The sequence below is a fragment of the Kocuria sp. PD6 genome, assembly GCF_031844145.1.
Taxonomy (GTDB): Bacteria; Actinomycetota; Actinomycetes; order Actinomycetales; family Micrococcaceae; genus Kocuria; species Kocuria marina.
The window spans coordinates 86,973-111,328 of sequence record NZ_JAUZUS010000009.1; the positions used below are offsets into that span (position 1 = coordinate 86,973).

Genomic DNA, 24,356 nt, shown 5'->3' on the forward strand with positions numbered 1-24,356 from the left:
GGAGATGGGTGAAGCCTTTTTTGCCGGTCGCCGAAGTCACCGCCCCAGTCTAGGACCCCGCACCGACCCGCTGAGGGTGGACGCGGTGGAGATCCGTCACAGCTGCGGGCCGCCCTCCCGCAGCGTCTCCACGGCATAGGCGAGATCCGCGGGATAGGGGCTCGTGTACTCCACGTCCTCCCCCGTGTCGGGGCTCGTGAACCCGAGCCGCGTGGCGTGCAACCACTGCCGCGTGAGCCCCAGCCCCGCGGACAGCGCGGGATCCGCCCCGTACGTGAGATCCCCGCAGCACGGGTGCTGCAGGGCGTTGAAGTGCACGCGGATCTGGTGGGTGCGCCCGGTCTCCAGGTGCACCTCCACGAGGGACGCCCGCCCGAAGGCCTCGAGCACCTCGTAATGGGTCACGGAACGGCGACCGTCCTGCAGCACCGCGAAGCGCCACTCGTGTCCCGGGTGCCGCCCGATTGGGGCGTCGATGGTTCCCTTGAGCGGATCCGGGATGCCCTGGACCACCGTGTGGTAGACCTTGGTGACCGTGCGCTCCTTGAAGGCGCGCTTGAGCACCGTGTAGGCGTTCTCGTCGCGGGCGACGACCATGAGCCCGGAGGTCCCCACGTCCAGGCGGTGCACGATCCCCTGTCGCTCGGGAGCCCCCGAGGTCGCAATCGTGATCCCAGCCCCGGCCAGCGCCCCGGCCACGGTGGGTCCCTTCCACCCGGGCGAGGGGTGCGCGGCAACCCCTGCGGGTTTGTCGATCACCACGTAGCCCGGGTTCACGTGCACCAAGCGTAGATCCGGAACGTGCTGCGCGGCGATGCGGTGGGGGTCCTCGGGCACCGGGACCTGGACCGTGTAGGTCTCGGCCGCACCCACCCTGTGGGACTTGGGCGCGGGCCGCCCCCGGAAGCTCACCCGCTCCTCGGCGCACAACTGTGCCGCCGCCGAACGGGACAAACCCGTCCAGGCGGCCACGGCGGCGTCGAGCCGGGAACCTTCCTGGTCGGCCGTGGCCGTGAACCGCTCGCTCACGTACTCGGGTTCGGAACCGGTGGGGCGAGTGTGCTCAACGGCCACGGGGCACCTCCATCTGGCGATTGGTCATGATCAGCACGAGGATCAGCACCACGCCCACGACCACCCCGCAATCGGCCACGTTGAAGATCGCGAAGCGGGGCACCGCGATGAAGTCCACCACGTGTCCGTGCGCGAAGGAGGGCTCCCGGAACAACCGGTCGGTGAGGTTGCCCGCGGCACCGCCCAGGACCAGTCCCAGGGCGAGCGCCCACAGCGGGTCCCGCACCCGGCGCAGGTTCCACAGGATCGCAACGATTACCACGGCCATCACGATCGTGAAGACCCACGTGAAGTTGGAACCGAGGGAGAACGCCGCGCCGCTGTTGCGGATGTGTTCCCACCACAGCAGGCCGGGGATCACGGGGTACTGCCGGCCGATCGGGAGGTTCTCCACGACCCACAGTTTGCTTAGCTGGTCCGCCGCGTACCACGCTGCGGCCACGAGCAGGGAGATGACGAGGCAGCGGCGGCCCACCCGGGAGGTCCCGGGGGCCGCCGCCGCGTCAGGGGTGTGTTCCGTCACCGGCGCTTACTTGGCGCCCGTGCGCTTGGTGGTCGCGGAGACGGGAGCGTCAGCGGGCTCGAGCGATCCGGTGTTGGCGAGATCGTTCAGCTGGGCGTTGAGGAAGCTCTTGAGGTTGCCGCGGTAGTCCTCCTCAAAGCTGCGCAGCTGCGCCACGGAGGCCTCGAGGTCCACCTTCTCGCGCTCGAGCGAGGACAGGGTCTCCTCCTTGGTGCGCTTGCCGTCCGCCACGAGCTGGTCCGCTTGGGTGCGGCCCTCGGTGATCAGGCGCTCACGCTCGGCCTGGCCCTGCGAGACGTAGTCGTCGTGCAGCTTCTGCGCCATGGCGAGCACCGCAGCCGCGGACTCGGCGGACTCGGTGGTCGGGACGTTCTGCGTCGCAGCAGGCTGGGCGGCGGTCGACGACGTCGTGCCCGCGCTCGGAGCGACCGTCGCGGCGGTGCTCGAGGACTGCTCGTCCGTCACGCGCACGGGCTGGGACACCGTGGTCGTCTCGGAGGTCTCGGTCACCGAGGCGGCCGGAGTCGCCGTGGTCTCCTGGACGTCCTCGGTGGACTGCGAGACCGCGGAGGTCTCCACGGCGGACTCCTCGGGGCGCCCACCCAGGGTCTCGACCTGCTTGCGCAGGGCGTCGTTCTCCTGGTTGAGGCGACGCAGCTCCACGACGATCTCGTCGAGGAAGTCGTCCACCTCGTCCTGGTCGTAGCCCTCACGGAACTTGGTGGGTTGGAAGCGCTTGTTGATGACGTCTTCGGGTGTCAAAGCCATGAGATGTCCTCACTCCTCTAGATGAATTGAACCGCTCGGATGGTGACCGTGCCCGGTGGTGACTGCCGCCGTTGCGCGGTGAATTCTGGCCCAGGATACAGCCGCGTGGCCGCGCCCGGGGCACGGACCGCTCAGCCGCGCAGCAGGAAACCGGCCAGGACGGCCTGCAGGATGCTGACGGCGAAGACCAGGATCAGGAACCCCAGGTCCAGCGCCACCCCGCCGAAGCGCAGCGGCGGCACGAGCCGGCGCAGCGCCTTCATAGGGGGATCGGTCAACGAGTAGATCGTGGACGCCGCCACGAGCGCCATACCCTTGGGACGCCAACCGCGCGCGAACATCTGTACCCAGTCCAGCACGAGGCGGCCCAGCAGGGCGATGTAGAGCACGTGGACCACGAGGTAGACGATCGACAGCACCAGGCCCATGCTCAGCCCTCGACCCGCTGGACCGCACCGGTATCCTCGTCGATCTCGTCCGAGTGGCCCTGGTCCAGGACCTCCACGAAGGACGGGGTCAGCAGGAACACCTTGGCGGTGACCCGTTCGATGGACCCGTGCAGGGCGAAGACCAGCCCCGCGGCGAAGTCCACGAGACGCTTGGCCTCGGCCTCACCCATGTCGGAGAGGTTCATGATCACCGGTGTGCCGTCCCGGAACGCCTCACCGATGGATTTGGCGTCGTTGTACGACCGGGGGTGCACAGTGGTGATGGTGCGCAATTCGTTGTCGTCCTCTCGGGAACTGGGAGCCCGCTTGATGGGGGTCACGGGGGCTCGGTACTCGGGGGACCGGCGGGCCATGGAGGTGCTGCCGGTCTCGCTCACCGCAGTCGTGGAACCGCTCGAGGCGTGCTGGGGGGTCTCCCGAGGGCGGGGGGTTTCTTCGGAGTGGTACTCGTCGTCGCTCTCGGCCAGCCCGAGATAGACCATGGTGCGACGCAGCGCTCCGGCCATATTCTCTCCTCAATCACAGAACAGACCGACTCAGGTCGGCCCGCATGTCGTCCGTCCTTACGCTACCGCACGGCGGGCCGCGGCCCGAGAACATCCGAACCGATCCGCACGTGCGTGGCCCCCGCGGCCACGGCTGCTTCGAGGTCCGCGCTCATGCCCGCGGAGATCGCCCGCGCGTCCGGGAATTCCCGCTGCACATCCTGGGAAAGCTTCCACAATGTCTCGAAGGCCTCACGGGGTTCGGCGCCCAACGGGGCCACCGCCATTACACCGCCCACGCGCAACCCCTCGGTCCCCTCGAGCGTCCGCGCGAGCTCCAGGACGGTGTCCGGGTGCGCTCCCCCGCGGTGGCCGTCCGGCTCGGCAACCGGGTCCAGGTTGACCTGCACGAGACACGGCAGATCGACGTCGTCGCACGGGGCGGGCCGCGCGTCCCCCGCGAGGGCCGCGTTGCGGTGCGAACGCACCGCCTTGCCGAGCGCGGTGACGAGCGAGGGTCGGTCCACGGAATGCACCCAGGACGCGTACTTGACCACGTGCTTGGCCTTGTTGGACTGCAACTGCCCCACGAAGTGCCACGCGGGAGGACTCACGGGAGGCTCCTGCCGGGCGAGGGTCTCGGCGACCTCCGCGGCCTTGGGCCCGGCCTCCTGGTCCTTGTTCTCCCCCACCGCGCGCACGCCCAGTTCCCGCAGGCGCAGGACGTCCTGCGCGGGGAAGAACTTGGTCACGACCACGAGCGAGGGCAGCTCGCCCCCGTGGGCGCGCTCGGGTGCGCGGCCCTCGGCCGCGTGCAGGATCCGTTGGCGCACCGCGGACAACCGTTGTGCGAGTTCCGCGGTACGGCCCGCGTCCTGCGGATCAGTGGTGTCCATTATGCGGTGTCCCTCCCGTTGCGGGCCCACACGAGCCCCGCCAATCGCTGCGGTGTGGTGTCCCGGCGGTACGAGTACAGCGCGCGGTGCTCGAGCGTGCACCAGGCCTTGCGATCCGTGCCTGCGGTCGCGACGCTCACGCCCCGCTCACGCAGCAGCGCGTCCGCGGCACTCGGCAGGTCCAGGCCGGGGGTGCCCCACGCCGTGGTGGTCGCGATTCCGGGCAGCGCGGCCTCGGCCGCCTCGGCCATCTCCGCGGGTACCTCGTAGCAGTCCCCGCACACCGCGGGGCCGATCCACGCGGTGATCCCGGTGGCACCGCGGTCCTCGAGCGCGCCGACGGTATGCTGCAGGACCCCGTCCAACAGACCCTTGCGGCCCGCGTGGGCCACCGCGAGGACCGGCGCCGCGGCGTCGTCGTCCGTGCGGCCCACGAAGACCACGGGAAGGCAGTCCGCCGTGAGGATCCCCAGGGGCGTGCCGTCCGTACTCACGGCCGCGTCCGCCTCGGGGGCCTGTTCGGGGGCGTCGGTGCCCGTGGCGTCGTGCACGGTGGTGCCGTGCACCTGGTGTACGAACCGCACGCCGCGCGCCCCGGTGCCCAGCTCGCACTCCACCGTACGACGCCGCTGCCGCACCACCGCGGGATCGTCGCCCGTGTGCGTGGCCAGGTTGCCCTCGGTCGCGTCCGTGAACGCGATGCCCACGCCGTGGTGTTCACTGCGGAACCACATGCCGTTCTCCTTCCACTGCCGTGCCCCGCGCGGGCGCGGGACGTCGACGGGGTGGTCACCTCAGTGGTGACCACCCCGTACTGCACCCCGATCGGTGTTTGCGCTGCAGGGCGTTCACACTGCAGGGTGCTCGCGCGAACCCGTGCCGCCCGTGGGGGCACCGACCCCGATATCAGTCCCCCGGAACGATGCACACCAGTGAACTCACCTGGTGCGCATCGCTGGACTCACTTCAGGAAGTCCGGGAAGTCCAGGGAGTCCTTGCGGCCCGAGGAGTTCGTGGAGGACGGCGCGTCCGACTCGGCGGGCAGGTCCACGTCGAAGCCCGCGTCATCGGGGATGTCGTCGTCCTGGTTCTGCCGGGACGCGAACCCCGCGGCGGGTGCGCCGTAGGAGGAACCGCCGCGCTGAGGAGAGCGGCCCAGACCCGAGGGCCGGGACGCGTCCCCGCCGAAGGTCGCGCGGGTGTTCTCCGCCTGGCGCTGCGCGGGCGAGGAGTTGTTCGCGTTGGTCTCCTGCGAGACCGAGTCGAAGCCGGCGGCGATGACGGTCACGCGGGCCTGGTCCCCCAGGGCGTCGTCGATCACGGCACCGAAGATGATGTTTGCCTCCGGGTGGGCGACCTCCTGCACGAGGCGCGCGGCCTCGTTGATCTCGAACAGACCGAGGTCCGAACCGCCCTGGATGGACAGCAGCACACCGTGGGCGCCGTCGATCGAGGCCTCGAGCAGCGGGGACGCGATCGCGAGCTCCGCGGCCTTCACGGCACGGTCCTCACCCTGGGCGGAGCCGATGCCCATGAGCGCGGAACCGGCACCCTGCATCACGGACTTGACGTCCGCGAAGTCCAGGTTGATCAGGCCCGGGGTGGTGATCAGGTCGGTGATGCCGGAGACACCGGACAGCAGCACCTGGTCCGCGGACTTGAAGGCGTCCAGCATGGACACGTTGCGGTCCGAGATGGACAGCAGGCGGTCGTTGGGGATCACGATGAGCGTGTCCACCTCGTCCCGCAGGGTCTCGATGCCGTTCTCGGCCTGGTTGGACCGGCGCCGACCCTCGAAGGTGAACGGGCGGGTGACCACACCGATGGTCAGCGCGCCGAGCGAGCGGGCGATGCGGGCCACGACGGGCGCGCCACCGGTACCGGTTCCGCCACCCTCGCCGGCGGTCACAAAGACCATGTCCGCGCCCTTGAGGACCTCCTGGATCTCTTCCTCGTGGTCCTCGGCGGCCTGGCGTCCCACGTCCGGGTTGGCGCCGGCGCCGAGACCGCGGGTCAGTTCGCGGCCAACGTCCAGCTTGACGTCCGCGTCCGACATCAACAGTGCCTGGGCGTCCGTGTTGATGGCAATGAACTCGACGCCGCGCAGACCTTCTTCGATCATGCGGTTGACGGCGTTGACACCGCCGCCGCCGATGCCGACCACCTTGATGACGGCCAAGTAGTTCTGGGGGGTTGAGGAGTCCATATGCACCTAACTCGCGTGGGCTTGCGGGAACGTGGGATGTTCGGTTGAGGTAAAGTTTCAACCCTGAGGTGAAACTCCCGGGATATTGGCACCCGCGGGTGCAATATCCTGATCAGGGTAAGGATAACAACCCCGCTCTGTTCTCCGTATCATGCTCCCACGTGTTACCGGAGTTTGCCATACATCCCCTGGTCGCGCCCAACTTTAAAGTCTCAGGCATGGGTTGAGAAAATGCGCTGGATTCTCACCGGACCACGGGGTGCAACGGTGCGGAGACGTCGATGAGCGAGGCGTCCTTCGAGGCGTCCGAGTTCACCAGGGCGGCCACGACCTGCGACTTCAGTTCGCTCTCCCCCGCATCCCCCCATAGGACCTTCTTGCCGTCCTTGAGAGTGAGCTCCACGGCCGAGCCGGACGGGGCGTCGGCCGCGTCCAAACGGGACAGCACGTCCGCCGGCAGGGCGGCCAGGACCTCGGAAATGTCGGTGAACTTCTGGGTGCTCAACACGCCCCGGCCACCGGCCACGAGGGGCACGTCCGGGCGCTGGGCACGGGGCACGGTGCTGAGGGACTTGCCCTCGGAGTCCACGAGCACCAGGTCGGACCCGTCCTCGACCACGGCCACGCCCACGCGTTCGTGCAGGTGCACCGTGATGGTGTGCGGGGGCCGCAGCACCACGTCCACGGACTTCACCTGGGGGACGTCACCGACCGAGTTCATGATCTCCTGCTTGGAGATCCGGGGCATGGGGACTCCCTCGTACCCGGCCAGGGCCTGCTCCACCGTGCGGGGGTCCGTGAGGGTCGCACCCTGCACGTCGATCGTGCGGATCGCGAACAACGGCGAGAAGAAGACCACGAGCGCCAGCGCCGCGAGCACCACGAGGCTCAGCAGCAGTGCGAGCAGACGGCGGCGCCGGGTGCGCCGGTGCTGGCTCGGCGGGAACGGCACGACGGTCGTGGAGTCGTCGTCGGCCTCGGCGGCGGTGTCCTCGGGCGCGTCCTCGGCGGCACGCGCCGCCCGGCGCTGGGCCCGCCACGTGGAGAACCGTCCCCCGGCGCTCGGCACGGCCTCGAGTTCGTCCGTGGCCACACGCGTGACCTTGGCACCGCCGTGCACGCGGACGGGGGTCTGTTCGTCCGGGGCGACGCCCATCGCGTCCTCGGGCGCGCTGCCGCGGCCGCGCGCGGACCTCGACCCACCCGAGGACGCACCGGGCGTGCGTCCCCGCGATCCCCGGCCCACGGCCGACGACCCCATTCCGGTGGGGCTCGACGTCGGGAACGGGAGGTCCGCGTCCCACGGGGTCGAGGCGTCCGTCCCGGTCCCGGAGGTGTCAGAGATGCCGGACGTGTCAGAGATGCCGGACGTGTCGGTGGTTCCGGACGGGTCGGCGGTCCCGGTGTCAGGCTCGGCACCGGACGGATCGGCGGTGTCGCGCGCGGCGGCGTCGTCCGCGTCGAACGGAGCGCCGCCCACACGGGGCTGGTGCGGAGGGACGGAGCGTGCCATCAGCGCTGCGCCAACGCGGAGAGGATCCGCGGCCCGAGAGCGGTCACGTCACCGGCGCCGATCGTCATGATCACGTCCCCGGGACGCGCGCGGGCCACCACGGTCTCGATCGCCTCCTCGGCGCTCGGGGTGGAGACCACCCGGTCGTCGGAGGCGTGCCCGGTGATCGCGGCGCCGGTGATCCCCGGCTGGGGTTCCTCGCGCGCGCCGAAGACGTCCGTGACGCACGCGAGGTCTGCGATCTCGAGGGCGCGGCAGAACGCCTCCGCGAACTCCCGGGTGCGCGAGTACAGGTGGGGTTGGAACACGGCGAGCACGCGGTGACCCTGGGCGACGTCGCGCGCGGCCGTGAGCGCGGCGGCGACCTCCGTGGGGTGGTGAGCGTAGTCGTCGAAGACCCGCACCCCGCCGTCCTCGCCCTTGGGGTCGAAGCGCCGTGACGAACCGTGGAACGAGCCCAGGCCCTCGGCGAGCAGGTCCGGGTCCGCGCCCGCGGCGAGGCCCGCGGTGAACGCCGCCGCGGCGTCGGCCACGTTGTGCGCTCCGGGAACGGCGAGCGTGAGCTCCACGGTGCGCCGGGCGCCGTCGCGGTCGAACGTGAGCGTGCAGGACGAGCCCGTGCCGTGCGGCGTGGCGTCCGGGACGACGACGTCCGCGGCCGGGTCCTGCCCGTACGTGAACACGGCCTCCCCGCGGTCCCGACGACGCCGCGCGAGCCGGTCCGCGCCCGGATCGTCCGCGCACGCCACGAGGGTCCCACCGGGGCGGATGGTGTCGCAGAACGCCTCGAACGCGGCGTAGAACGCTTCCGCGCTGCCGTAGTGGTCCAGGTGGTCCGGTTCCACGTTGGTGATGATTGCGATCCGCGGGTGGTAGGTCAGGAAGGAGCCGTCCGACTCGTCGGCCTCAGCCACGAACCAGTCGCCGGAACCGAAGCCCGCATTGGCGCCGAGATCCGGGACGTGGGCGCCCACGGCCCAGGACGGGTCCATACCGGCCGCCTGCAGGGCCACGGCGGCCATCGAACTCGTGGTCGTCTTCCCGTGCGTCCCCGCGACCGCGATCACGTTCCTGCCGTGCATCGCCGCAGCGAGTGCCTGCGAGCGGTGCAGGATCCGCGCACCCGCGGCACGTGCGGCGGCCAGTTCCAGGTTCGTCTCCTTGATTGCCGTGGAGACGACCACCGTGGCGGCGTCGGCCACGTTGGCCGCGGACTGCCCCACGAACACCGTGGCTCCCAGCGCCTCGAGCTGCCGCAACCCGGCCGAGTCCTTCGCGTCCGAACCGCTCACCGCCACACCGCGCGCGAGCAGCAACCGCGCGACCGCGGACATGCCCGCCCCGCCCATGCCGATGAAGTGCACGCGGCCCAGGCCGTGGGGATCGAGGGGTTGCTGGGTGTTCACTGGTTCTCCTGGGGACGTGGGGGGGGAAGGTTTTCAGCGGCGGGCGTGGTCGAGGGTGAGCCGGGCCATCACCTGCGCGGCGTCGCGGACACCGTGGGCAGCGGAGGCCTGGGCCATGCGATCGAGCCGGGGAGCGTCGGTCACGAGCGGGACCACGGTCTCGCGGTAGAACGCGGCGGTGAACTCGGCGTCCCGCACGATCTCGGCACCACCCGCGGCTACGATGGAGCGGGCATTGAGTGCCTGCTCACCGTTACCGATGGGCAGGGGCACGAAAACGGCGGGCAGACCCACGGCGGCGACCTCGCACACCGTGGCCGCGCCTGCGCGGGCCACGAGCAGGTCCGCGGCCGCGTAGACCTTCTCCATCCCGTCCACGTACTCGGTCTGGACGTAGTTCGGCGCGCGCAGCAGCTCGCCGTCCGGGGTGCGCACTTCCTTGGCGCGCCCCGTCACGTGCAGCAGCTGGTACCCGTGCCGCGCGACCTCCCCCGCAATCGCGGCCACGGTCCGGTTCAGGGACTGGGCACCGGAGGAACCACCCGTGACCACCACGGTGGGCAGGTCCGGGTCCAGCCCAAGCGCCGCGCGGGCCTGCGCGCGTTCCGCGGTCCGGTCCAACGTGGCGATCTCACGCCGCATGGGCATGCCCACGGTGCGCGCACCACGCAGCGGGGTGTCCGGGAAGGCGGTCGCCACGACGGACGCGAACCGGGCGCCCACCCGGTTCGCCATCCCGGGCTTGGCGTTGGCCTCGTGGATCACCACGGGGATCCGACGCCTCGCGGCCGCGAGGTACACGGGCGTGCACACGTACCCGCCCACGCCCACGACCACCGTGGCCTGTTGCGCGTCCAAGATCCGGCCGGCCTGGCGCACCGCGGCGGACAGCCGACGCGGCAGGCGCGCGAGGTCCAGGGACGGCTTGCGGGGCAGGGGCACGCGGTCGATCAGTTCGAGGGGTACACCGGCCTGCGGGACGAGCCGCGTCTCCATGCCGGAGGCAGTGCCCACGGCGCACACCGTGGCGTCCGCGCGCAACTGCTGCACGGCGTCGGCGATGGCCAGCAGGGGGCTGATGTGCCCCGCGGTGCCGCCACCGGCGAGCACCACGCGGGCGGATCCGGCCCGCTTTTGCTGGTGGTCGATGTCGTGCGTGGTTGTCATTCTCGTCCCTTTCCGAACCGCTGGGTCACGCGCTGCGCCCACGACGTCCGGGGGCGTTCCGGTTGCGTGGCCAGCCCGCGCTCGTAGGCCTCCTGGTCGTCCAGGATCTGGGTGCCCGATGCCGCCCCGGACCGTCCGGGACCCACACGCACCGAGCGCGGGACCCGGGCGAAAGACATGACCACGCCCACGGCCGCCATGGTCATCAGCAGCGCGGATCCACCGTAGCTGATGAAGGGCAGCGGGATACCGATCACCGGGAGCAGGCCAGTGACCATGCCCAGGTTCACGAAGGCCTGGCCCACGAGCCACGTGGCCACGCACGCGGTGGTGATCCGCACGAACGTGCTGCGGGTGCGCAACAGGATCCGGGCCATGGCCACGACCATCACGATGAACAGCGCCAGGATGATCACGGTGCCCACGAGGCCGAGTTCCTCGCCGATGATCGAGAAGATGTAGTCGTTGTGGGCCTCGGGCACGTAGTTGTATTTGAGCCGGGACTGGCCGAGCCCCACGCCCCACCAGCCGCCAGTGGCCAGGGCGTTGAGTCCTTGCTGTGCCTGCCAGCACGCGTCCGTGGCGCCGCACTCCCCGAACAGCCACCCGGTGATCCGGTCCAGACGGTGCGGCGCAGTGATCACGAGGAACAACCCGCCCAGGACGAGGCCGGCCGCGCCCACGAGGAAGATCTTCAGGGGTGCGCGCGCGAACCACAGTGCCGCGGCGTAGATGAGGCAGAACACGATGGCCGTACCGGCGTCCCCGCCGGCCAGCGTGAGGAGGGTGGGGACCAGGAATCCCACGACGGAGGGCCACAGGGCCGGCTTCCAGTGCTGCGCGACCGCATCTCCCTGGCGCGCGAACATCGCCGCGAGCCAGATGCACAGCGCGAGCTTGGCGAACTCCGAGGGCTGGAACGACTGACCGCCCAGCACGAGCCAGTTGCGGTTGCCGTTGACCTCCCGCCCCAGGGGTGTGAACACGAGCAGGGACACGAGCACGCTGAGACCCCACAGCGCCCACGCGATCCGCGTGTAGAAGTGGGGTGGCACCATGGACAGCGCGAACATCGCGATCAACCCCACGACCCCGAACAGCGCCTGGCGCGCGAACAGGGCGTACGCCGAGCGACTGTCGGAGATCGATTCCACCGCGGACGCGGAGAGCACCATCATCACGCCGATGCCGGTGAGCAACACCACGCACCCGGCCAGGGCGTAGTAGGAGTGGAAGAGCGGGCCGTCGGTGAGCTGGTGCCACCAGCCGCGCATCCTGGTGCTCAGGGCGGTCGATCGGGTGCCCGGCTCCGCGGGCTCGGCTACCCGGGGACGTTCGGGGGTGCGGGTGGCCATCAGAACCCCAATTCTTCGTGCACGACGTGCATGAACGCGTTGCCGCGGTCCGCGTAGTCGGCGAACTGGTCCATGGACGCGGCCGCCGGTGCCATCAGCACGGTGTCCTTGGGCTCGGCGTGTTCACGGGCCAACCGCACGGCCCGGCGCATCACGGCGTGCCCGTCGGTCGGGTCGATGCCGGAGTCGTCCGGTGCGGTGCCGCCCTGGCCCGGGGTCGCCGCGAGGACGGGCACGTCCGGGGCCAGGCGGGAGAGCGCGTCCAGCAGGGCGGCGTCGTCCGTGCCGATCACGACGACCGCGCGCAGCCGGCCTGCGTTGCGCTCCACGAGGGTGTCGTACGTGACGCCCTTGGAGAGCCCGCCGGCGATCCAGACCACGGAGTCGAACGCGGACAGGGACGCCTGCGCGGCGTGTGGGTTGGTGGCCTTGGAGTCGTTGATCCAGCGCACCCCGTCCGATTCGGCCACGAGCTGGATCCTGTGTTCACCGGGGCGGTGGGCGCGCAGTCCGTCCCGCACGGCCTCGGGGCTCACCCCGGCGGCGCGCGCGAGCGCCGCGGCGGCGAGCGCGTTGGCCACGATGTGACGCGTGGGGATGGAGCCGGTGTCCTCGATCGATCCGATCTCGGCGGCGGTCGTGATGCGCTCTGCGACGAACGCGCGGTCCACGAGCAGGTCGTCCACCACGCCCACCATGGACAGCCCCGGGGTCTGCGTGGTGAAGCCCACCGCGCGGCAGCCCTCGAGCACGTCCGCTTCCTCCACGAGTTCCTCCGCGCCGTCCTGTTCGGCGTTGTACACGCACGCGACCCGCGTGTTCTCGTACACACGGGACTTGTCCGCGCGGTAGTTCTCGAAATTGCCGTGCCAGTCCACGTGGTCCTGGGCCACGTTGAGCACCACGGAGGCCAGGGGCGAGACGGAGTGCGTCCAGTGCAGTTGGAAGCTGGACAATTCCACAGCCAGGACGTCGTACTCCACAGGATCGCGCAGTGCGTCCAGGATGGGCGTGCCCACGTTGCCCACGGCCACGGCCTTGAGCCCGGCGGCCTGCAGGATGGAGGCGGTCATGCCCACGGTCGTCGTCTTGCCGTTCGTGCCCGTGATGCACACCCATTCGGGGGTCTTGCGCCCCGCGCGGCGGTTCACGCGCCACGCGAGTTCCACGTCACCCCAGATCTGGATGCCCTCCTCGCGCGCCGCGGCGAGCAGCGGGTGGGTGGGCGGGAAGCCCGGGGACGTGATCACGACGTCCGGGCGGGCCCCGGCCACGTCCGGGACGCTCGTCATGGCGGCCGGCCCCAGGACGACGTCGCTCGCGCCCACGATCTTCAGGGTGTCCGCGCTCTGCCGATTGCGTTCGGTGTCCCGGGAGTCCAGGACGGTGACGAGCGCACCGAGTTCGATCAGGGTGTCCGCCGCGGCGAAACCCGAGACCCCGATCCCGGCGACCACGGCGCGCAGACCGGACCAGGGCGCGTCCCAGCTGGTCAGCTCCGCGAGGCGGGGGTTGTCCAGGACGGGGTTGTCGTTGCTCGCGTGCATCATGTCTGGTCCGTGCCTCATCCTCGTGTCGGTCGTGGGTGGTCTCGCGGGTGACCGGCGCGCTCCGCCGCCCGAGAGCGGGGTGCGCGCCGCGCGGTCAGTGCAGCGCTTCCGCGCCGGGGAACGCGCCGCCGTTGTGCAGCAACCAGTCGCCGTAGAACACACCGAGCGCGGCGGCCACGAACAGACCGGCGATGATCCAGAATCGGACCACGATCGTGACCTCCTGCCAGCCCTTGAGCTCGAAGTGGTGTTGCAACGGGGCCATCTTGAAGATGCGTTTGCCATGGGAGAGCTTGAAGTAGCCCACCTGCAGGATCACGGACAGGGTGATGATCACGAACAGGCCGGCGATCAGGATCAGCAACAGTTCGGTGCGGGAGAGCACCGCGAACGCCGCGAGCGCGCCGCCCAGGCCGAGCGAGCCCGTGTCCCCCATGAAGATCTTCGCCGGGGACGTGTTCCACCACAGGAACCCGATGAGCGCACCCACCAGGGCCGCGGCCACGATCGAGAGGTCCATGGGATCCCGAACCTCGTAGCACGCCGCCTGTGCCACGTTCTCGCACAGGTGCCCGGCCTGCCACAGTGTGATGAGCATGTACCCGCTGAACACCAGGATGGACGCGCCCGTGGCGAGCCCGTCCAGACCGTCCGTGAGGTTCACGGCGTTGGTGGTTCCGGTGGCGATCAGATTCACCCAGATCACGAACAGGATGGCCCCCACGATCGGCCCGGCGAATGCGAGGTCCACGCCGGTGTCCCGGGTCCAGGAGATCGCCGTGGAGGCCGGGGTGTGACCGGCCTCGTCCGGGAAGAACAGCACGAGCAGCGCGAACGCGATCCCGGTGGCCCCCTGCAGGGCCATCTTCCCGGCAGCGGTCAACCCGAGGTTCTGTTTCTTGGAGATCTTCTTGAAGTCGTCCAGGAACCCCACCAGCCCCATGCCGAGCATCAAGCCGAGCGCCAGGACGCCCGAGAGGGTGATCCCACCGTTCTCAGGCCACGCGATCACGCTGATCAGGTGGGTCACCAGATAGGCGGCCACGACCGAGAGCAGGATGGCCACGCCACCCATGGTGGGGGTGCCGCGCTTGGTCTGATGAGACGTGGGTCCGTCGTCCCGGATGTACTGACCGTACCCGCGCCGGGCGAGCACCCGGATCAGGGCGGGCGTACCGAAGATCGAGAACACGAGGCCGAGCCCCGCTGCCACGAGCAATTGGATCACGGGCTCAACCCTCCTGGTGGTTCGTGTCGGTGGTGGCCTGGGCCACCCGGTCCCCCAGGTGCTGCAACCCCGCAGCGTTGGACGCCTTGAACAACACGATGTCCCCCGGGCGCAGCGTGTCATTCAGGTACTGCTCGGCGTGCTCGGTGTCCGGGACCCAGGCCGCTTCCTCACCCCACGAGCCCTCCAGGGTCGCAGCGGTGTAGACCGGCCGGGCGACCTCCCCCACGGCCACGACATGCGAGACGTTCAACCGCACGAGCAACTGCCCGAGGTCCGCGTGGGCGGTGATGGACTCGTCACCGAGTTCGAACATGCCACCCAGCACGGCGATCGTGCGCCGCGCGGGGTGCTCCTCGTCCCCGCGGCCCAATTGGGCGAGGGTCTGCAGGGCGGCCCGCATGGACTGCGGGTTAGCGTTGTAGGCGTCGTTGATCACGGTCACGCCGTCCGGGCGCTCCGTGCGTTCCATCCGCCACCGCGAGCGGGGGCCGCGGCCCGTCAGACCCGCTGCGATCTCGGCCGCGGGGACCCCGGCGCCGAAGGCCACGGCGGCCGCGGCCAGCAGGTTGGTCACATGGTGCGCACCGATCAGCTGCGAGTGCACCGGGTGGGCGGAGCCGTCCGGGAAGTGCAGCGTGAAGGCGGGGCACCCGTCGGTACCGACGGTCACGTCCTCGGCCCACACGCGCGGGTCCTCGTGGGCCGGGTCGTGGGCGTCGGGTCCCTGCCCGAAGGAGATGATGCGCGCGTCGGTGCGCTCGCGCATGGCACGCACGCGGGCGTCGTCGTCGTTGAGCACCGCGGTGCCGTGCGCGGAGAGGCCCTCGACCATCTCGCCCTTGGCGCGCGCGATGTTCTCCACGCCACCGAACTCGCCCGCGTGGGCCGAACCCACGCACAGTACGGCGCCCACGTCCGGGCGGACGGTGTCGCACAGGTAGCGGATGTTGCCGATGTGCGTGGCGCCCATCTCGATCACGAAGTACTCGGTGTCCTCGGTGGCCGTGAACACCGTGAGCGGGACACCCACCTCGCCGTTGTACGAGTTGCGCGGCGCGACCGTGGGGCCCTGCGCGGCGAAGATCCCGTGCAGCAGGTCCTTGGTGGTCGTCTTGCCCACCGAACCCGTCACGGCCACCACGGTGACCGGGTGCGCGGCACGCAACTGCTCGAGCACGTGGCTCGCGAGCGCGCCCATCGCGAGCACCACGTCCGCCACGACGACGCACGGGTACGGAGCCCCCGCGTCGTCGGTCACCACGCGTTCGGTCAGGTGCAGCACCGCGCCGGAGTCCGCGGCGGCCGGCACGAAGCGGTGCCCGTCCGTGGTCTCGCCCGGCTTGGCGACGAACAACGCGCCGTCCGTGACTTCCCGGGAATCGGTCGTGACGGAGGTGACGGTCACGGACTCGGGGTCCGGGACCCCCGCGAGCTCACCGTTCACGGCCCGCGCGAGCTGCGCGGCGGAAATGGCAATCATTGCTGCTCCTTCGTGTCCGCGTGCAACGCCGCCAGGGCGTCCCGCAGCTCTTCGCGGTCGTCCAGGTGCACGACCACGCCGTTGAAATCCATGGCGGTCTCGTGACCGCGGCCCGCCACGATGATGGCGTCGTCCGGGTGGGCCATGCGCACTGCAGTGCGGATCGCGGTCGCGCGCGGTTCGATGACCAGCACGTCCGTGGCGCGAGCATGGTTCGCGACGGCCTCACGAGCGCCCTGCGCGACCTGCTCCCGGATGGGAGCGGGTTCCTCGGCGTGGGGATCGTCGTCCGTGATGATCACGACATCCGCCTCCTCCGCCGCGACCCGGCCCATGATGGGGCGCTTGGTGGTGTCGCGCTCGCCGGTGGCGCCGAAGACCACGATCACGCGACCGCGCCCGTCCTCGGGGGTCACGGCGCGCAGCGAGCGCGCGAGCGCGTCCGGGTTGTGCGCGAAGTCCACGAGGGACGTGGGCCGCGTGCCCACAAGTTCCATGCGTCCGGGCACGCCCGCGCTCAGGGGGTCGTGCTCGTCCAGGACGCGTTGCAGGGTGTTCAGTGCCACGCCGGAGTCCAGGACCATGAGCACGGCCAGCGCCGCGTTGGCCACGTTGAACTCACCGGGCAGTCCCGTGTGCATGTCCAGCGCGCGCCCGTCCGTGTGCTGCAGCGTGAACGCGTGACCGATGCCCCGGCGGGTCAGCGAGCGCAGGGTCCAGTCCGCGGCGTCCGCCCCGCCGGTCCCGACGGGGGCGGTGCCTTCCGCATCGCTCGCGTCCTGACGCGTTCCGTCCGAGCCGCGCAGGGCAACGGTCGTGACGTTCTCCGCACCCAGGTTCTCGCGGGCCCGCTGCGCCATCGCGGCGCTCCACGGGTCCCCGTCCCCCAGCACGACGACGCCGCGGCTCGTGCGCTCGCGCGTGAACAACTGCGCCTTGGCCTCGAAATACTCGGCCATGGACCCGTGCAGGTCCAGGTGGTCCTGGGTGAGATTGGTGAACCCAGCGACGTCGTAGTGCACCCCGTCCACCCGGTGGAACTCGAGGGCGTGGGACGAGACCTCCATGGCGGTGGCGGTGATCCCGCGTTCACGGGTCAGGGCCAGCAGGGAATGCACGTGCGGAGCCTCTGGCGTGGTCATGCGTGACGGGATGGGTGTGTCCCCCGCGAGGATCTCGATGGTGCCGATCAACCCGGTCATGTGGCCCAGGGCGCGCAGGATCGAGGTGATGAAGTAGGTCGTGGTGGTCTTGCCGTTGGTGCCGGTCACCGCGAAAAGCTCCTGGCCGGTGCCGTCCGCCGGTTGGGAATCGTAGACCGCGCGGGCCACCGGACCCACCCATGAACGGGGTTCAGGGCTCACGAGCACCGGCAGGCCCACGCCCGCCTCGACCACGGACCGCGCGCCGTCCGGATCGGTGAGGATCGCCACGGCACCGGATGCGGCGGCGTCGGCGGCGAATCGCGCCCCGTGCACCTTGGCGCCGGGCAGCGCGGCATAGAGATCACCCGGCTGCACCTCCCGCGAGTTCAGGACCACTCCCGTGACGGGAACGGTGGTCCCCGTGGGGGCGGGGACCACCCGCGCGCCCGTGAGCCGCGCGAGCTCCTCGAGCGAGTGGGCCACGGGCCGGGACGGACGCAGACTCTGCGCGTCGGTCCCTTCTTGGGCAGATGCCACCATAGAAATCCTCTTCGAACCTGTCTGTGGACGTACCCCGTCCACCCGGGCCGGTGTCTCACCGGTCGTTGCTGCCGCCATGTGCTTCTGTGTGGGAAGTTTAGTCCTGGGACTCGTCCCTCCCCGGCTGCGGCCACGTTTGCTCGAGCGCGTTCGTGGGTGTCACGTCCCGGTCCACGTTCTGCGGCACCTGCATGTCGAACGTGGGCCCCGTGGTGGTGGAGGGCGCCACGTTGAAGTGGTGCAGCACCTGAGACATGATCGTGGAGAACGTGCTCGTCACGCCCAAGGTGCGCACGTCCCCCTGGGGGCGCTGCATGGTAACCGCCACGAGGTACTGAGGGTCCTCCATGGGGGCCACACCCACGAAGGACGTGGTGTAGCCCTCGTACCCGCCGCCCTCGCTCGGCGCCTCGGCCGTACCCGTCTTACCACCCACGCGGTATCCCGGCACGGCCGCTTCCTTGGCGCCGCCCTGCGTGACCACGTTCTCCATGATGTCCAGCGTCTGCTGCGCGGCGGACTCGGAGAGCACCTGTTTGGGTTCAGGACGTTCGGGGTGCGTGACCGTCCCGTCCGGCGCGGTCACGGAGTCCACGAGGCGCGGTTCGATCTGACGGCCCTTGTTCGCGACCGCCTGGAAGATCGACGCCGTGCGCAACGGGGTCTGGGACACGCCCTGACCGAACAACACCGTGTACTCCTGACGCGGGTCCCACTGATCCGCGGGCGCCAGGATGCCCGTGGACTCCCCCGGCAGTTCGATGCCCGTGGCGGAACCCACCCCGAAGTTCGCGAGGTTGTCGTGGCGGGCCTGCTTGTCCATCTTGGAACCCATGATCACGGTGCCCGTGTTCATGGAGTCCGCGATGATCCCCGCGACCGTGCGGTTCTGGGTGCCGTGGTCGAACGCGTCGGTGATCTTCTCGGAACCGATCTGCAGGTACGGCGGGACCGTGATCTCCGTGGTGGGGGACACGATCCCCCGGTCCAGGGCGCCGGCCACCGTGGCGATCTTCTCCGTGGAACCGGGCTCCACGGCCTGGGACACGGCGCGCGAACCGAGGTCGGCGGCGTCGGCCTTGCCCGGGACGTTGGGGTCCACCGAGGAGGTGTCCGCGAGCGCCAGGACCTTGCCGGTCTTGACGTCCATGACCACGGCCGTGCCCCATTCGGCCTTGAGCTGCTTGGCCCGTTCGCGCACGGCCTGCTCCGCGAAGAACTGGACGTCGCTGTCGAGCGAGAGCTTGACGTTCGAACCGTTCTCGGCGGCCTTCTGTTCCTGCGGGGCCACGGGGATGCGCACGCCGTCGCCGGAGATCTCGAAGCGGCGCTCGCCGTCGGTGCCGCGCAACAGGGAGTCCTGGGTCTGTTCGATCCCGCCGAGGGCCTGGTTGTCCCCGCCCAGGAACCCGACCACGGAACCGCCCAGGGAACCGTCCGGATAGCTGCGCTGGAACGTGGGCTGGCCGTAGATGTACGGCAGGTTCAACTCCCGCAGGGCGTTGTACTGCTCGGGGGTTACGCCCCGCGCTACGTAGTTGAAGCTCTTGTCCCCGTCCAGCGCGGCCTTCACGTCCGTGTCCTTCATGCCCAGGGCGTCCGCGATCTTGTACACGGCCTGCGTGGGGGTCACGGTCTCGGTGGAACCGTCCTTGTGGGGCACGGTCACGGCGGCGACGGCGCTCTGGTCCACGGTGATGTCGTAGCGCTGCAGTGTGCGGGCCAGCACCGTGCCACGGTTGTCGGTGATCTCCCCGCGCACCGCGGGGATGGACTCCACGAGCGTGCGCTGGGCGGCCGCGGCCTCGGCCCGGCCCCCGGGGTCCAGCCCCTGGACCCAGAACAGGCGGCCCACCACGAGAAGCAACAGGACCAGCAGGAAGGCGATGCCCACGTGCATGCGCGAATAGGGCCGGAACACTCGGTTCTTGCGCGCTGACGATGCTGACACGGTCTTCCTCGATTCCTGGACTTCAGCGTGGTGGGGCCACCTCCGACGGGTTCTACACCCGGTCCGCGGCGCGGACCGGCGCGTTCACTGGCCAGGCGCGCGCTGCGACGGCGCGGGGATGGAGCCCCCGTTGAGATCCCGGGACTCGTCGGCCTTCTGGGCCGCTTTACGCTGGGCGGTCTTCTTGTCCGCTTCTTCCTTGGCGCGCTTCTCTGCGCGTTCCTCGGCGGCGATCCGGTTCGCCTCCGCGGCGTCGGAACCCTTCATCTGCGCGGGCGGCACGAGGATGTTCTGCGCGTCCGTCTTCTCCGCGGGGGCGCTCGGGGCCGTGACGGCACCCGTGCCGAGCTGGATGCTCCCCACATCCTTGGCCGGGACCATGCCCAGGTCGTTGGCGCGGGCGGCCAGGTTCTGCGGCGCGGAATTGGCCTCGATATCCTGCGTGAGCGCCTCGTTCTCCTGGGAGAGAGCGCGCTGCTGACCCGTGAGCTCGGTCAACTGGTACTGCCCCTGGGTGATCTGGATGTTGAGCACCAGGATGCCCACGAGAGCTGCGGCCAGGGCGAGGGTGCACATGACCACGGTGGAGACCCGGCTGCGGCGGGCCGCGCGGCGCGGCACCACGGAGAGCGGCCTACGCCCGTCCGCCCCCCGGCCCGAGGGGTCACCCGACGACGGGTGCGAGGCCGACGTCGCACTGCTCATCGCGCACTCCCTGGTCTCGTGGTCTCCCGGAGCCGCTCGACGGCACGCAACCTGGCCGAGGCGGCCCGGGGGTTGTCCCGGACCTCCTGCTCGCCGGCGCGTTCCGCCCCGCGGGTGAGAACCTTCAGCGTGGGCTGGTGTTCCGGCAGTTCCACGGGAAAACCTCTGGGGGCCGTGGAACGTGCACCGCGAGTGAACTCCTGCTTGACAATTCTGTCCTCCAGGGAGTGGTAACTCATGGCGAGGACACGCCCTCCCACCCTGACAGTTTCCACGGCGGCGGGCACGGCACGCTCCAGGACGTCGAGTTCCTCGTTGACCTCGATCCGCAACGCCTGGAAGGTCTGTTTGGCCGGGTGGCCCTTCTTGTGCTGGGCCGCGGCGGGGACCGCGGAGCGGACCACGTCCACGAGCTGGGCGGTCGTGCGCAGCGGGGCCTCGGTACGGGCGGCGACGATGGCGCGCGCGATCCGCGGCGCGAAGCGGTCTTCGCCCCAGCGGTAGATGATGTCCTTGAGCTGGGCCTCCGAGTACTCGTTGACCACGGTGTACGCGGACAGTTCCGCCCGGGAGTTCATGCGCATGTCCAGGGGGGCGTCGAACGAGTACGCGAAGCCGCGCTCGCGTTCGTCCAGCTGCAGTGAGGACACCCCGAGGTCGAACAGGATGCCGTCCACCCGGTCCACACCGGCGGCTGCGGCGGCCTGATCGATGTGGTCGTACGTGGTGTGGATGCCCGTGAACCGCTCCCCGAAGTGCGCAAGGCGTTCCCCGGCGAGTTCGAGGGCCTGGGGGTCCCGGTCGATCCCGACCACGCGCAACCCCGGGAAGCGTTCGAGCATGGCGTGGGTGTGCCCGCCCATGCCCAGGGTCGCGTCCACGACCACGGGGTGTTCGGTGTCCAACGCCGGCGCGAGCAGGTCCAGACAGTGCTCCAGCATCACGGGGATGTGTCGTTGCTCGGCGGGGGCGTGGTCCATGCCGGGCTCCTGGTCTGTCGCGGATCGTGCGGGTACTACGGGTCGCAGGTCTCGGTGCGCACGGCACCGATGTCCTCCGGGGGCATCCTACGGTGCGCCCGGACACCAGATCCCCATCCGCCGCTCGCCCCTCGAATCCGGCCTGACTCGGGGGAAGTCGAGTCAGGACGGTGACGTGGGCGGCTGGAGATCTCATGTCCGGGGACGGCACCGGCGGGGGTCCGCGCGGTGGTCCTCGGGTGATCAGAACAGCCCGGGTATGACCTCGTCCTCCGTGGCGGAGAAAGCCGCTTCCTTCTCCGCCAGGTACTGCTGCCACGAGGCCGCATCCCAGATCTCGGCGCGGCTGCCCGCCCCGATCACCGCCAGTTCCCGGTCCAGGCCCGCGTACGAGCGCAGGGACGCCGGAATGGTGATGCGACCTTGCTTGTCCGGGACCTCGTCCGATGCCCCGGAGAGAAAAACGCGGATGTAATCCCTGGCCTGCTTGGACGACAACGGGGCCGCCCGCATCTGTTCGTGGACCCTGGCGAACTCCTGCGCGCTGAACACGTACAGGCAGCGTTCCTGCCCTCGGGTCAGCACGAGTCCGTCCGCCAGTTCGGCCCGGAACTTGGCCGGGAGAATCAGCCTGGCCTTGTCGTCCAAACGCGGTTCGTATGTTCCGAGAAACACAGCCACCGCCTTCGAACCAGGGTCAGCCCAACCCTCGCTTCTCTACCACCCTCCACTTTACTCCACTGCCCTCCCCCGTCAACGCGGATCCCCTCCACGGCACGCCACGACGGCGCTGCCCCGGGGCGTCGTCGACACACCTTTCCCGGCGTGGTCTGCGGGCACGCCGGAGACGATGGGTCCGGGCATGAAAGAACTCCCCGGCGCGGTGCCGGGGAGTTCTCGGAAGTTTTACGGGCTGGACGGCCTGCGGGGAGGCTCAGCGCTAACCCTGATTGCGTTTGTCCCACTTCTCCTCGAGGTTCTGGAGGAAAGTGGAGGACTTGCGTGGACCGGAGGGACCGCGGCCGAACGGCCCGCCATTGGACGGCCCGCTCCCGGGGCCTCCGGGATTGGCCGCGCCCTTGTCCGGGGTGGCCCGGCCCCGCACGGTGGCCACGTACGCGCCGGCGGCCATCACGATGAAGCCCAACACGCCCACGATGATCAGGTGCATGGCGACCCCGGCGAGCAGGACGCCCAGGCCAACCACTGCGATCACGACCCCCAGCACGACGTTGCGCATGGACCCGCGCCCCCGAACCGCTTCGGTGTGCATGGTCGACGCGAAGCGGGGGTCGTCGTCGTGCAACTGCTTCTCGAGCTGGGCGAGAAGCTGTTGTTCGTGCTCGGAGAGAGGCACGATTCCTCCTGTGGTGTTGAGGGAGCGAGGCGGGGGCGGTACGGCTGCCTTCCTCACGTACCGTCCAGAATATCCCGTGCGGGACGGATTGGCATCGTCGTTTCCATGAGTTTGGCTGGGCGCACAATTCCGGGGCCGAATCGGTGGTGCACGCGGTCCATGGCTTCCTCCGCGGCACCCCATTCCTCCTCCCGTCCGTCCAGGCTCAACTGGAACGCGCGATCGGCCCCGGTGAGCTTCTCCGCCCTGATGCCCACGAGCCGCACGGCCTGCGCTCGCGGGCCCAGACCGTCCAGTAGCGCGCACGCTTCGGTGTAGAGATCGTGGGCCGCGGTGACGGGGTGACTCAGCGTCCTGGAGCGGGTGATGGTCGAAAAATCGGCGTAGCGCAGCTTGAGTCCCACGCGCCCGGCGCGCAGTCCGTGCCTGCGCAACCGGACCGCGGTGTCGTGGGCCAGGCCCAGCAGCACACGTTTCAGAGCCGCACTGTCGGCGACGTCGCGCTGGAACGTCCGTTCGGCCCCGATGCTCTTCTCCTCGCGCGCGGGCGTCACGGGACGGGGGTCGTGGCCGGTGGCCAATTGTTTCAAATGTGTCCCGGAAGCGGTGCCCACGAGCGCGTGCAACCGGGGCAACGGCGTGGCGGCGATGTCCCCGACCGTGGACAGCCCGGCGGACTGCAGGATCTCGGAGGTGCGCTTGCCCACCCCCCACAATTTGCCCACCGGCAGCTGTGCCAGGAACGCGAGGGTGTGCTCGGGCGTCACCACGAGCAGCCCGTCCGGTTTGCAGTACGCGGAGGCGATCTTGGCGACCGTCTTGTTCTCCGCGACCCCCACGGAGGCGGTGAGTCCCGTGCGTTCGTGGATCACGCGCCGCAGGGTCCGGGCGATCTCGACGGGCGGTCCGCTGCGCCGGATCGCCCCGGACACGTCCACGAACGCTTCGTCCACGCTCAGCTGCTCCACGCGGTCCGTGACCGAGCGGAAGATGTCCATCACGATCCGTGAGTAATGGGTGTACGCCTCGCGATGCGGTTCGAGCACCACCGCGGAGGGGCAGCGAGCGCGGGCCTGGGACACGGGCATCGCGGAGTTCACGCCGTACCGGCGGGCCTCGTAGGACGCGGAGAGCACCACCGAGCGCGGACCGGAACCGGCCACGATCACGGGGCGGCCGCGGTACTGGGGGGCGTTGAGCAGCTCCACACCCACGTAGAACATGTCCATGTCCACGTGCAGGATGGCGCAGCGCCGGTACTCGGCCAGTTGCTGCGGACTGGGCCCGCCCATGGCGCCTCCTTCCACGACCCTCCGGCATCGGGAACCCATCGCCACGCGGGACCCGTCCGGATCGAGACCCGTTGATGACGGACATGCCACCCGCGCGGGATCTGGTTCGTCTTTCGTAAGCCTAGGAAGGGGCTCCGACACGCACACGGGCCACGGCGCCACGAACTTGTCCGGCCCCGGGCCGCTCGACGGGGCGGCACCGATACGCATCCGCGGCGCCGCGTCCGGTTAGGCTGGTCGGGCGCCCGCGGGGCGGCCCGGCGTCGTGGAGCCCGTGCCCGTG

General features: G+C 70.1%; 22 protein-coding genes. All 22 read right to left on the minus strand.

Annotated elements, in window-relative coordinates:
- Positions 1 to 96: 96 nt before the first annotated feature.
- A complete protein-coding gene (locus Q9R22_RS09885; RefSeq protein WP_131333088.1) occupies positions 97 to 1,074 on the minus strand; it encodes an RluA family pseudouridine synthase in 978 nt (325 codons plus the stop codon).
- Complete coding sequence (gene lspA / locus Q9R22_RS09890; RefSeq protein WP_098054566.1) at positions 1,064 to 1,597, minus strand: signal peptidase II; 534 nt, start codon at positions 1,595 to 1,597, stop codon at positions 1,064 to 1,066. Before lspA ends, Q9R22_RS09885 begins: the two co-directional genes overlap by 11 nt.
- 6 nt (positions 1,598 to 1,603) lie before the next feature.
- The gene (locus Q9R22_RS09895) at positions 1,604 to 2,365 is read right to left on the minus strand and encodes a DivIVA domain-containing protein (RefSeq protein WP_131333089.1); all 762 of its coding nucleotides are present in this window, start codon (positions 2,363 to 2,365) and stop codon (positions 1,604 to 1,606) included.
- A 131-nt stretch (positions 2,366 to 2,496) separates the two neighbouring features.
- Positions 2,497 to 2,793 carry a YggT family protein gene (locus tag Q9R22_RS09900; RefSeq protein WP_064845731.1) on the minus strand — a complete coding sequence of 99 codons (297 nt, stop codon included), beginning with the start codon at positions 2,791 to 2,793 and terminating at the stop codon, positions 2,497 to 2,499.
- A 2-nt stretch (positions 2,794 to 2,795) separates the two neighbouring features.
- Entirely contained in the window at positions 2,796 to 3,320 is a 525-nt protein-coding gene (locus Q9R22_RS09905) for a cell division protein SepF (RefSeq protein ID WP_131333090.1), read from the minus strand.
- Positions 3,321 to 3,382: 62 nt separating this feature from the next.
- A complete protein-coding gene (locus tag Q9R22_RS09910) occupies positions 3,383 to 4,195 on the minus strand; it encodes a YggS family pyridoxal phosphate-dependent enzyme (protein ID WP_131333091.1) in 813 nt (270 codons plus the stop codon).
- Positions 4,195 to 4,929, minus strand: a complete 735-nt coding sequence (locus Q9R22_RS09915; RefSeq protein WP_131333092.1) for a polyphenol oxidase family protein — start codon at positions 4,927 to 4,929, stop codon at positions 4,195 to 4,197. Before Q9R22_RS09915 ends, Q9R22_RS09910 begins: the two co-directional genes overlap by 1 nt.
- A gap of 227 nt (positions 4,930 to 5,156) precedes the next feature.
- The gene (gene ftsZ / locus Q9R22_RS09920; protein WP_085105916.1) at positions 5,157 to 6,401 is read right to left on the minus strand and encodes a cell division protein FtsZ; all 1,245 of its coding nucleotides are present in this window, start codon (positions 6,399 to 6,401) and stop codon (positions 5,157 to 5,159) included.
- Between the two features lie 244 nt (positions 6,402 to 6,645).
- The gene (locus Q9R22_RS09925; RefSeq protein WP_311254184.1) at positions 6,646 to 7,914 is read right to left on the minus strand and encodes an FtsQ-type POTRA domain-containing protein; all 1,269 of its coding nucleotides are present in this window, start codon (positions 7,912 to 7,914) and stop codon (positions 6,646 to 6,648) included.
- Positions 7,914 to 9,320, minus strand: a complete 1,407-nt coding sequence (gene murC / locus Q9R22_RS09930; protein WP_131333093.1) for a UDP-N-acetylmuramate--L-alanine ligase — start codon at positions 9,318 to 9,320, stop codon at positions 7,914 to 7,916. Before murC ends, Q9R22_RS09925 begins: the two co-directional genes overlap by 1 nt.
- Positions 9,321 to 9,353: 33 nt before the next feature.
- Entirely contained in the window at positions 9,354 to 10,487 is a 1,134-nt protein-coding gene (gene murG / locus Q9R22_RS09935) for an undecaprenyldiphospho-muramoylpentapeptide beta-N-acetylglucosaminyltransferase (protein WP_052160655.1), read from the minus strand.
- Entirely contained in the window at positions 10,484 to 11,842 is a 1,359-nt protein-coding gene (gene ftsW, locus Q9R22_RS09940) for a putative lipid II flippase FtsW (protein WP_131333094.1), read from the minus strand. Before ftsW ends, murG begins: the two co-directional genes overlap by 4 nt.
- Positions 11,842 to 13,392, minus strand: coding sequence for a UDP-N-acetylmuramoyl-L-alanine--D-glutamate ligase (gene murD / locus Q9R22_RS09945; RefSeq protein WP_131333095.1), 1,551 nt, complete (start codon positions 13,390 to 13,392; stop codon positions 11,842 to 11,844). The genes ftsW and murD overlap by 1 nt, the downstream gene beginning before the upstream one ends.
- 94 nt (positions 13,393 to 13,486) lie before the next feature.
- Positions 13,487 to 14,620, minus strand: a complete 1,134-nt coding sequence (gene mraY, locus Q9R22_RS09950; RefSeq protein ID WP_131333096.1) for a phospho-N-acetylmuramoyl-pentapeptide-transferase — start codon at positions 14,618 to 14,620, stop codon at positions 13,487 to 13,489.
- Between the two features lie 4 nt (positions 14,621 to 14,624).
- Complete coding sequence (murF, locus tag Q9R22_RS09955; RefSeq protein ID WP_131333097.1) at positions 14,625 to 16,103, minus strand: UDP-N-acetylmuramoyl-tripeptide--D-alanyl-D-alanine ligase; 1,479 nt, start codon at positions 16,101 to 16,103, stop codon at positions 14,625 to 14,627.
- Positions 16,100 to 17,788, minus strand: a complete 1,689-nt coding sequence (locus tag Q9R22_RS09960) for a UDP-N-acetylmuramoyl-L-alanyl-D-glutamate--2,6-diaminopimelate ligase (protein ID WP_131333098.1) — start codon at positions 17,786 to 17,788, stop codon at positions 16,100 to 16,102. Before Q9R22_RS09960 ends, murF begins: the two co-directional genes overlap by 4 nt.
- 97 nt (positions 17,789 to 17,885) lie before the next feature.
- On the minus strand, positions 17,886 to 19,739 hold the full coding sequence (locus Q9R22_RS09965) for a penicillin-binding protein 2 (protein WP_242670435.1): 1,854 nt from the start codon (positions 19,737 to 19,739) through the stop codon (positions 17,886 to 17,888).
- An 84-nt stretch (positions 19,740 to 19,823) separates the two neighbouring features.
- Positions 19,824 to 20,444 carry a hypothetical protein gene (locus Q9R22_RS09970; protein ID WP_131333099.1) on the minus strand — a complete coding sequence of 207 codons (621 nt, stop codon included), beginning with the start codon at positions 20,442 to 20,444 and terminating at the stop codon, positions 19,824 to 19,826.
- Positions 20,441 to 21,424: a 16S rRNA (cytosine(1402)-N(4))-methyltransferase RsmH gene (rsmH, locus tag Q9R22_RS09975; RefSeq protein ID WP_131333100.1), complete on the minus strand. Its 984-nt coding sequence runs from the start codon at positions 21,422 to 21,424 to the stop codon at positions 20,441 to 20,443. Before rsmH ends, Q9R22_RS09970 begins: the two co-directional genes overlap by 4 nt.
- A gap of 243 nt (positions 21,425 to 21,667) precedes the next feature.
- The gene (gene mraZ, locus Q9R22_RS09980) at positions 21,668 to 22,099 is read right to left on the minus strand and encodes a division/cell wall cluster transcriptional repressor MraZ (RefSeq protein ID WP_035961210.1); all 432 of its coding nucleotides are present in this window, start codon (positions 22,097 to 22,099) and stop codon (positions 21,668 to 21,670) included.
- Between the two features lie 265 nt (positions 22,100 to 22,364).
- The gene (locus Q9R22_RS09985) at positions 22,365 to 22,781 is read right to left on the minus strand and encodes a DUF3040 domain-containing protein (RefSeq protein WP_131333101.1); all 417 of its coding nucleotides are present in this window, start codon (positions 22,779 to 22,781) and stop codon (positions 22,365 to 22,367) included.
- Between the two features lie 53 nt (positions 22,782 to 22,834).
- Positions 22,835 to 24,073 (minus strand): DNA polymerase IV, encoded by a 1,239-nt coding sequence (gene dinB, locus Q9R22_RS09990; protein WP_131333102.1) that lies wholly within the window; start codon positions 24,071 to 24,073, stop codon positions 22,835 to 22,837.
- Between the last annotated feature and the right edge of the window lie 283 nt (positions 24,074 to 24,356).

What these genes read in the sequence shown, in the direction of transcription:
- Q9R22_RS09900 (WP_064845731.1), bottom strand. Translation starts at nt 2,793, where the DNA reads ATGGGCCTGGTGCTGTCGATCGTCTACCTCGTGGTCCACGTGCTCTAC.
- Q9R22_RS09925 (WP_311254184.1), bottom strand. Translation starts at nt 7,914, where the DNA reads ATGGCACGCTCCGTCCCTCCGCACCAGCCCCGTGTGGGCGGCGCTCCG.
- murF (WP_131333097.1), bottom strand. Translation starts at nt 16,103, where the DNA reads ATGATTGCCATTTCCGCCGCGCAGCTCGCGCGGGCCGTGAACGGTGAG.
- murG (WP_052160655.1), bottom strand. Translation starts at nt 10,487, where the DNA reads ATGACAACCACGCACGACATCGACCACCAGCAAAAGCGGGCCGGATCC.
- dinB (WP_131333102.1), bottom strand. Translation starts at nt 24,073, where the DNA reads ATGGGCGGGCCCAGTCCGCAGCAACTGGCCGAGTACCGGCGCTGCGCC.
- Q9R22_RS09895 (WP_131333089.1), bottom strand. Translation starts at nt 2,365, where the DNA reads ATGGCTTTGACACCCGAAGACGTCATCAACAAGCGCTTCCAACCCACC.
- Q9R22_RS09915 (WP_131333092.1), bottom strand. Translation starts at nt 4,929, where the DNA reads ATGTGGTTCCGCAGTGAACACCACGGCGTGGGCATCGCGTTCACGGAC.
- murD (WP_131333095.1), bottom strand. Translation starts at nt 13,392, where the DNA reads ATGATGCACGCGAGCAACGACAACCCCGTCCTGGACAACCCCCGCCTC.
- ftsW (WP_131333094.1), bottom strand. Translation starts at nt 11,842, where the DNA reads ATGGCCACCCGCACCCCCGAACGTCCCCGGGTAGCCGAGCCCGCGGAG.
- Q9R22_RS09905 (WP_131333090.1), bottom strand. Translation starts at nt 3,320, where the DNA reads ATGGCCGGAGCGCTGCGTCGCACCATGGTCTATCTCGGGCTGGCCGAG.
- rsmH (WP_131333100.1), bottom strand. Translation starts at nt 21,424, where the DNA reads ATGGACCACGCCCCCGCCGAGCAACGACACATCCCCGTGATGCTGGAG.
- Q9R22_RS09970 (WP_131333099.1), bottom strand. Translation starts at nt 20,444, where the DNA reads ATGAGCAGTGCGACGTCGGCCTCGCACCCGTCGTCGGGTGACCCCTCG.
- Q9R22_RS09910 (WP_131333091.1), bottom strand. Translation starts at nt 4,195, where the DNA reads ATGGACACCACTGATCCGCAGGACGCGGGCCGTACCGCGGAACTCGCA.
- ftsZ (WP_085105916.1), bottom strand. Translation starts at nt 6,401, where the DNA reads ATGGACTCCTCAACCCCCCAGAACTACTTGGCCGTCATCAAGGTGGTC.
- Q9R22_RS09960 (WP_131333098.1), bottom strand. Translation starts at nt 17,788, where the DNA reads ATGGTGGCATCTGCCCAAGAAGGGACCGACGCGCAGAGTCTGCGTCCG.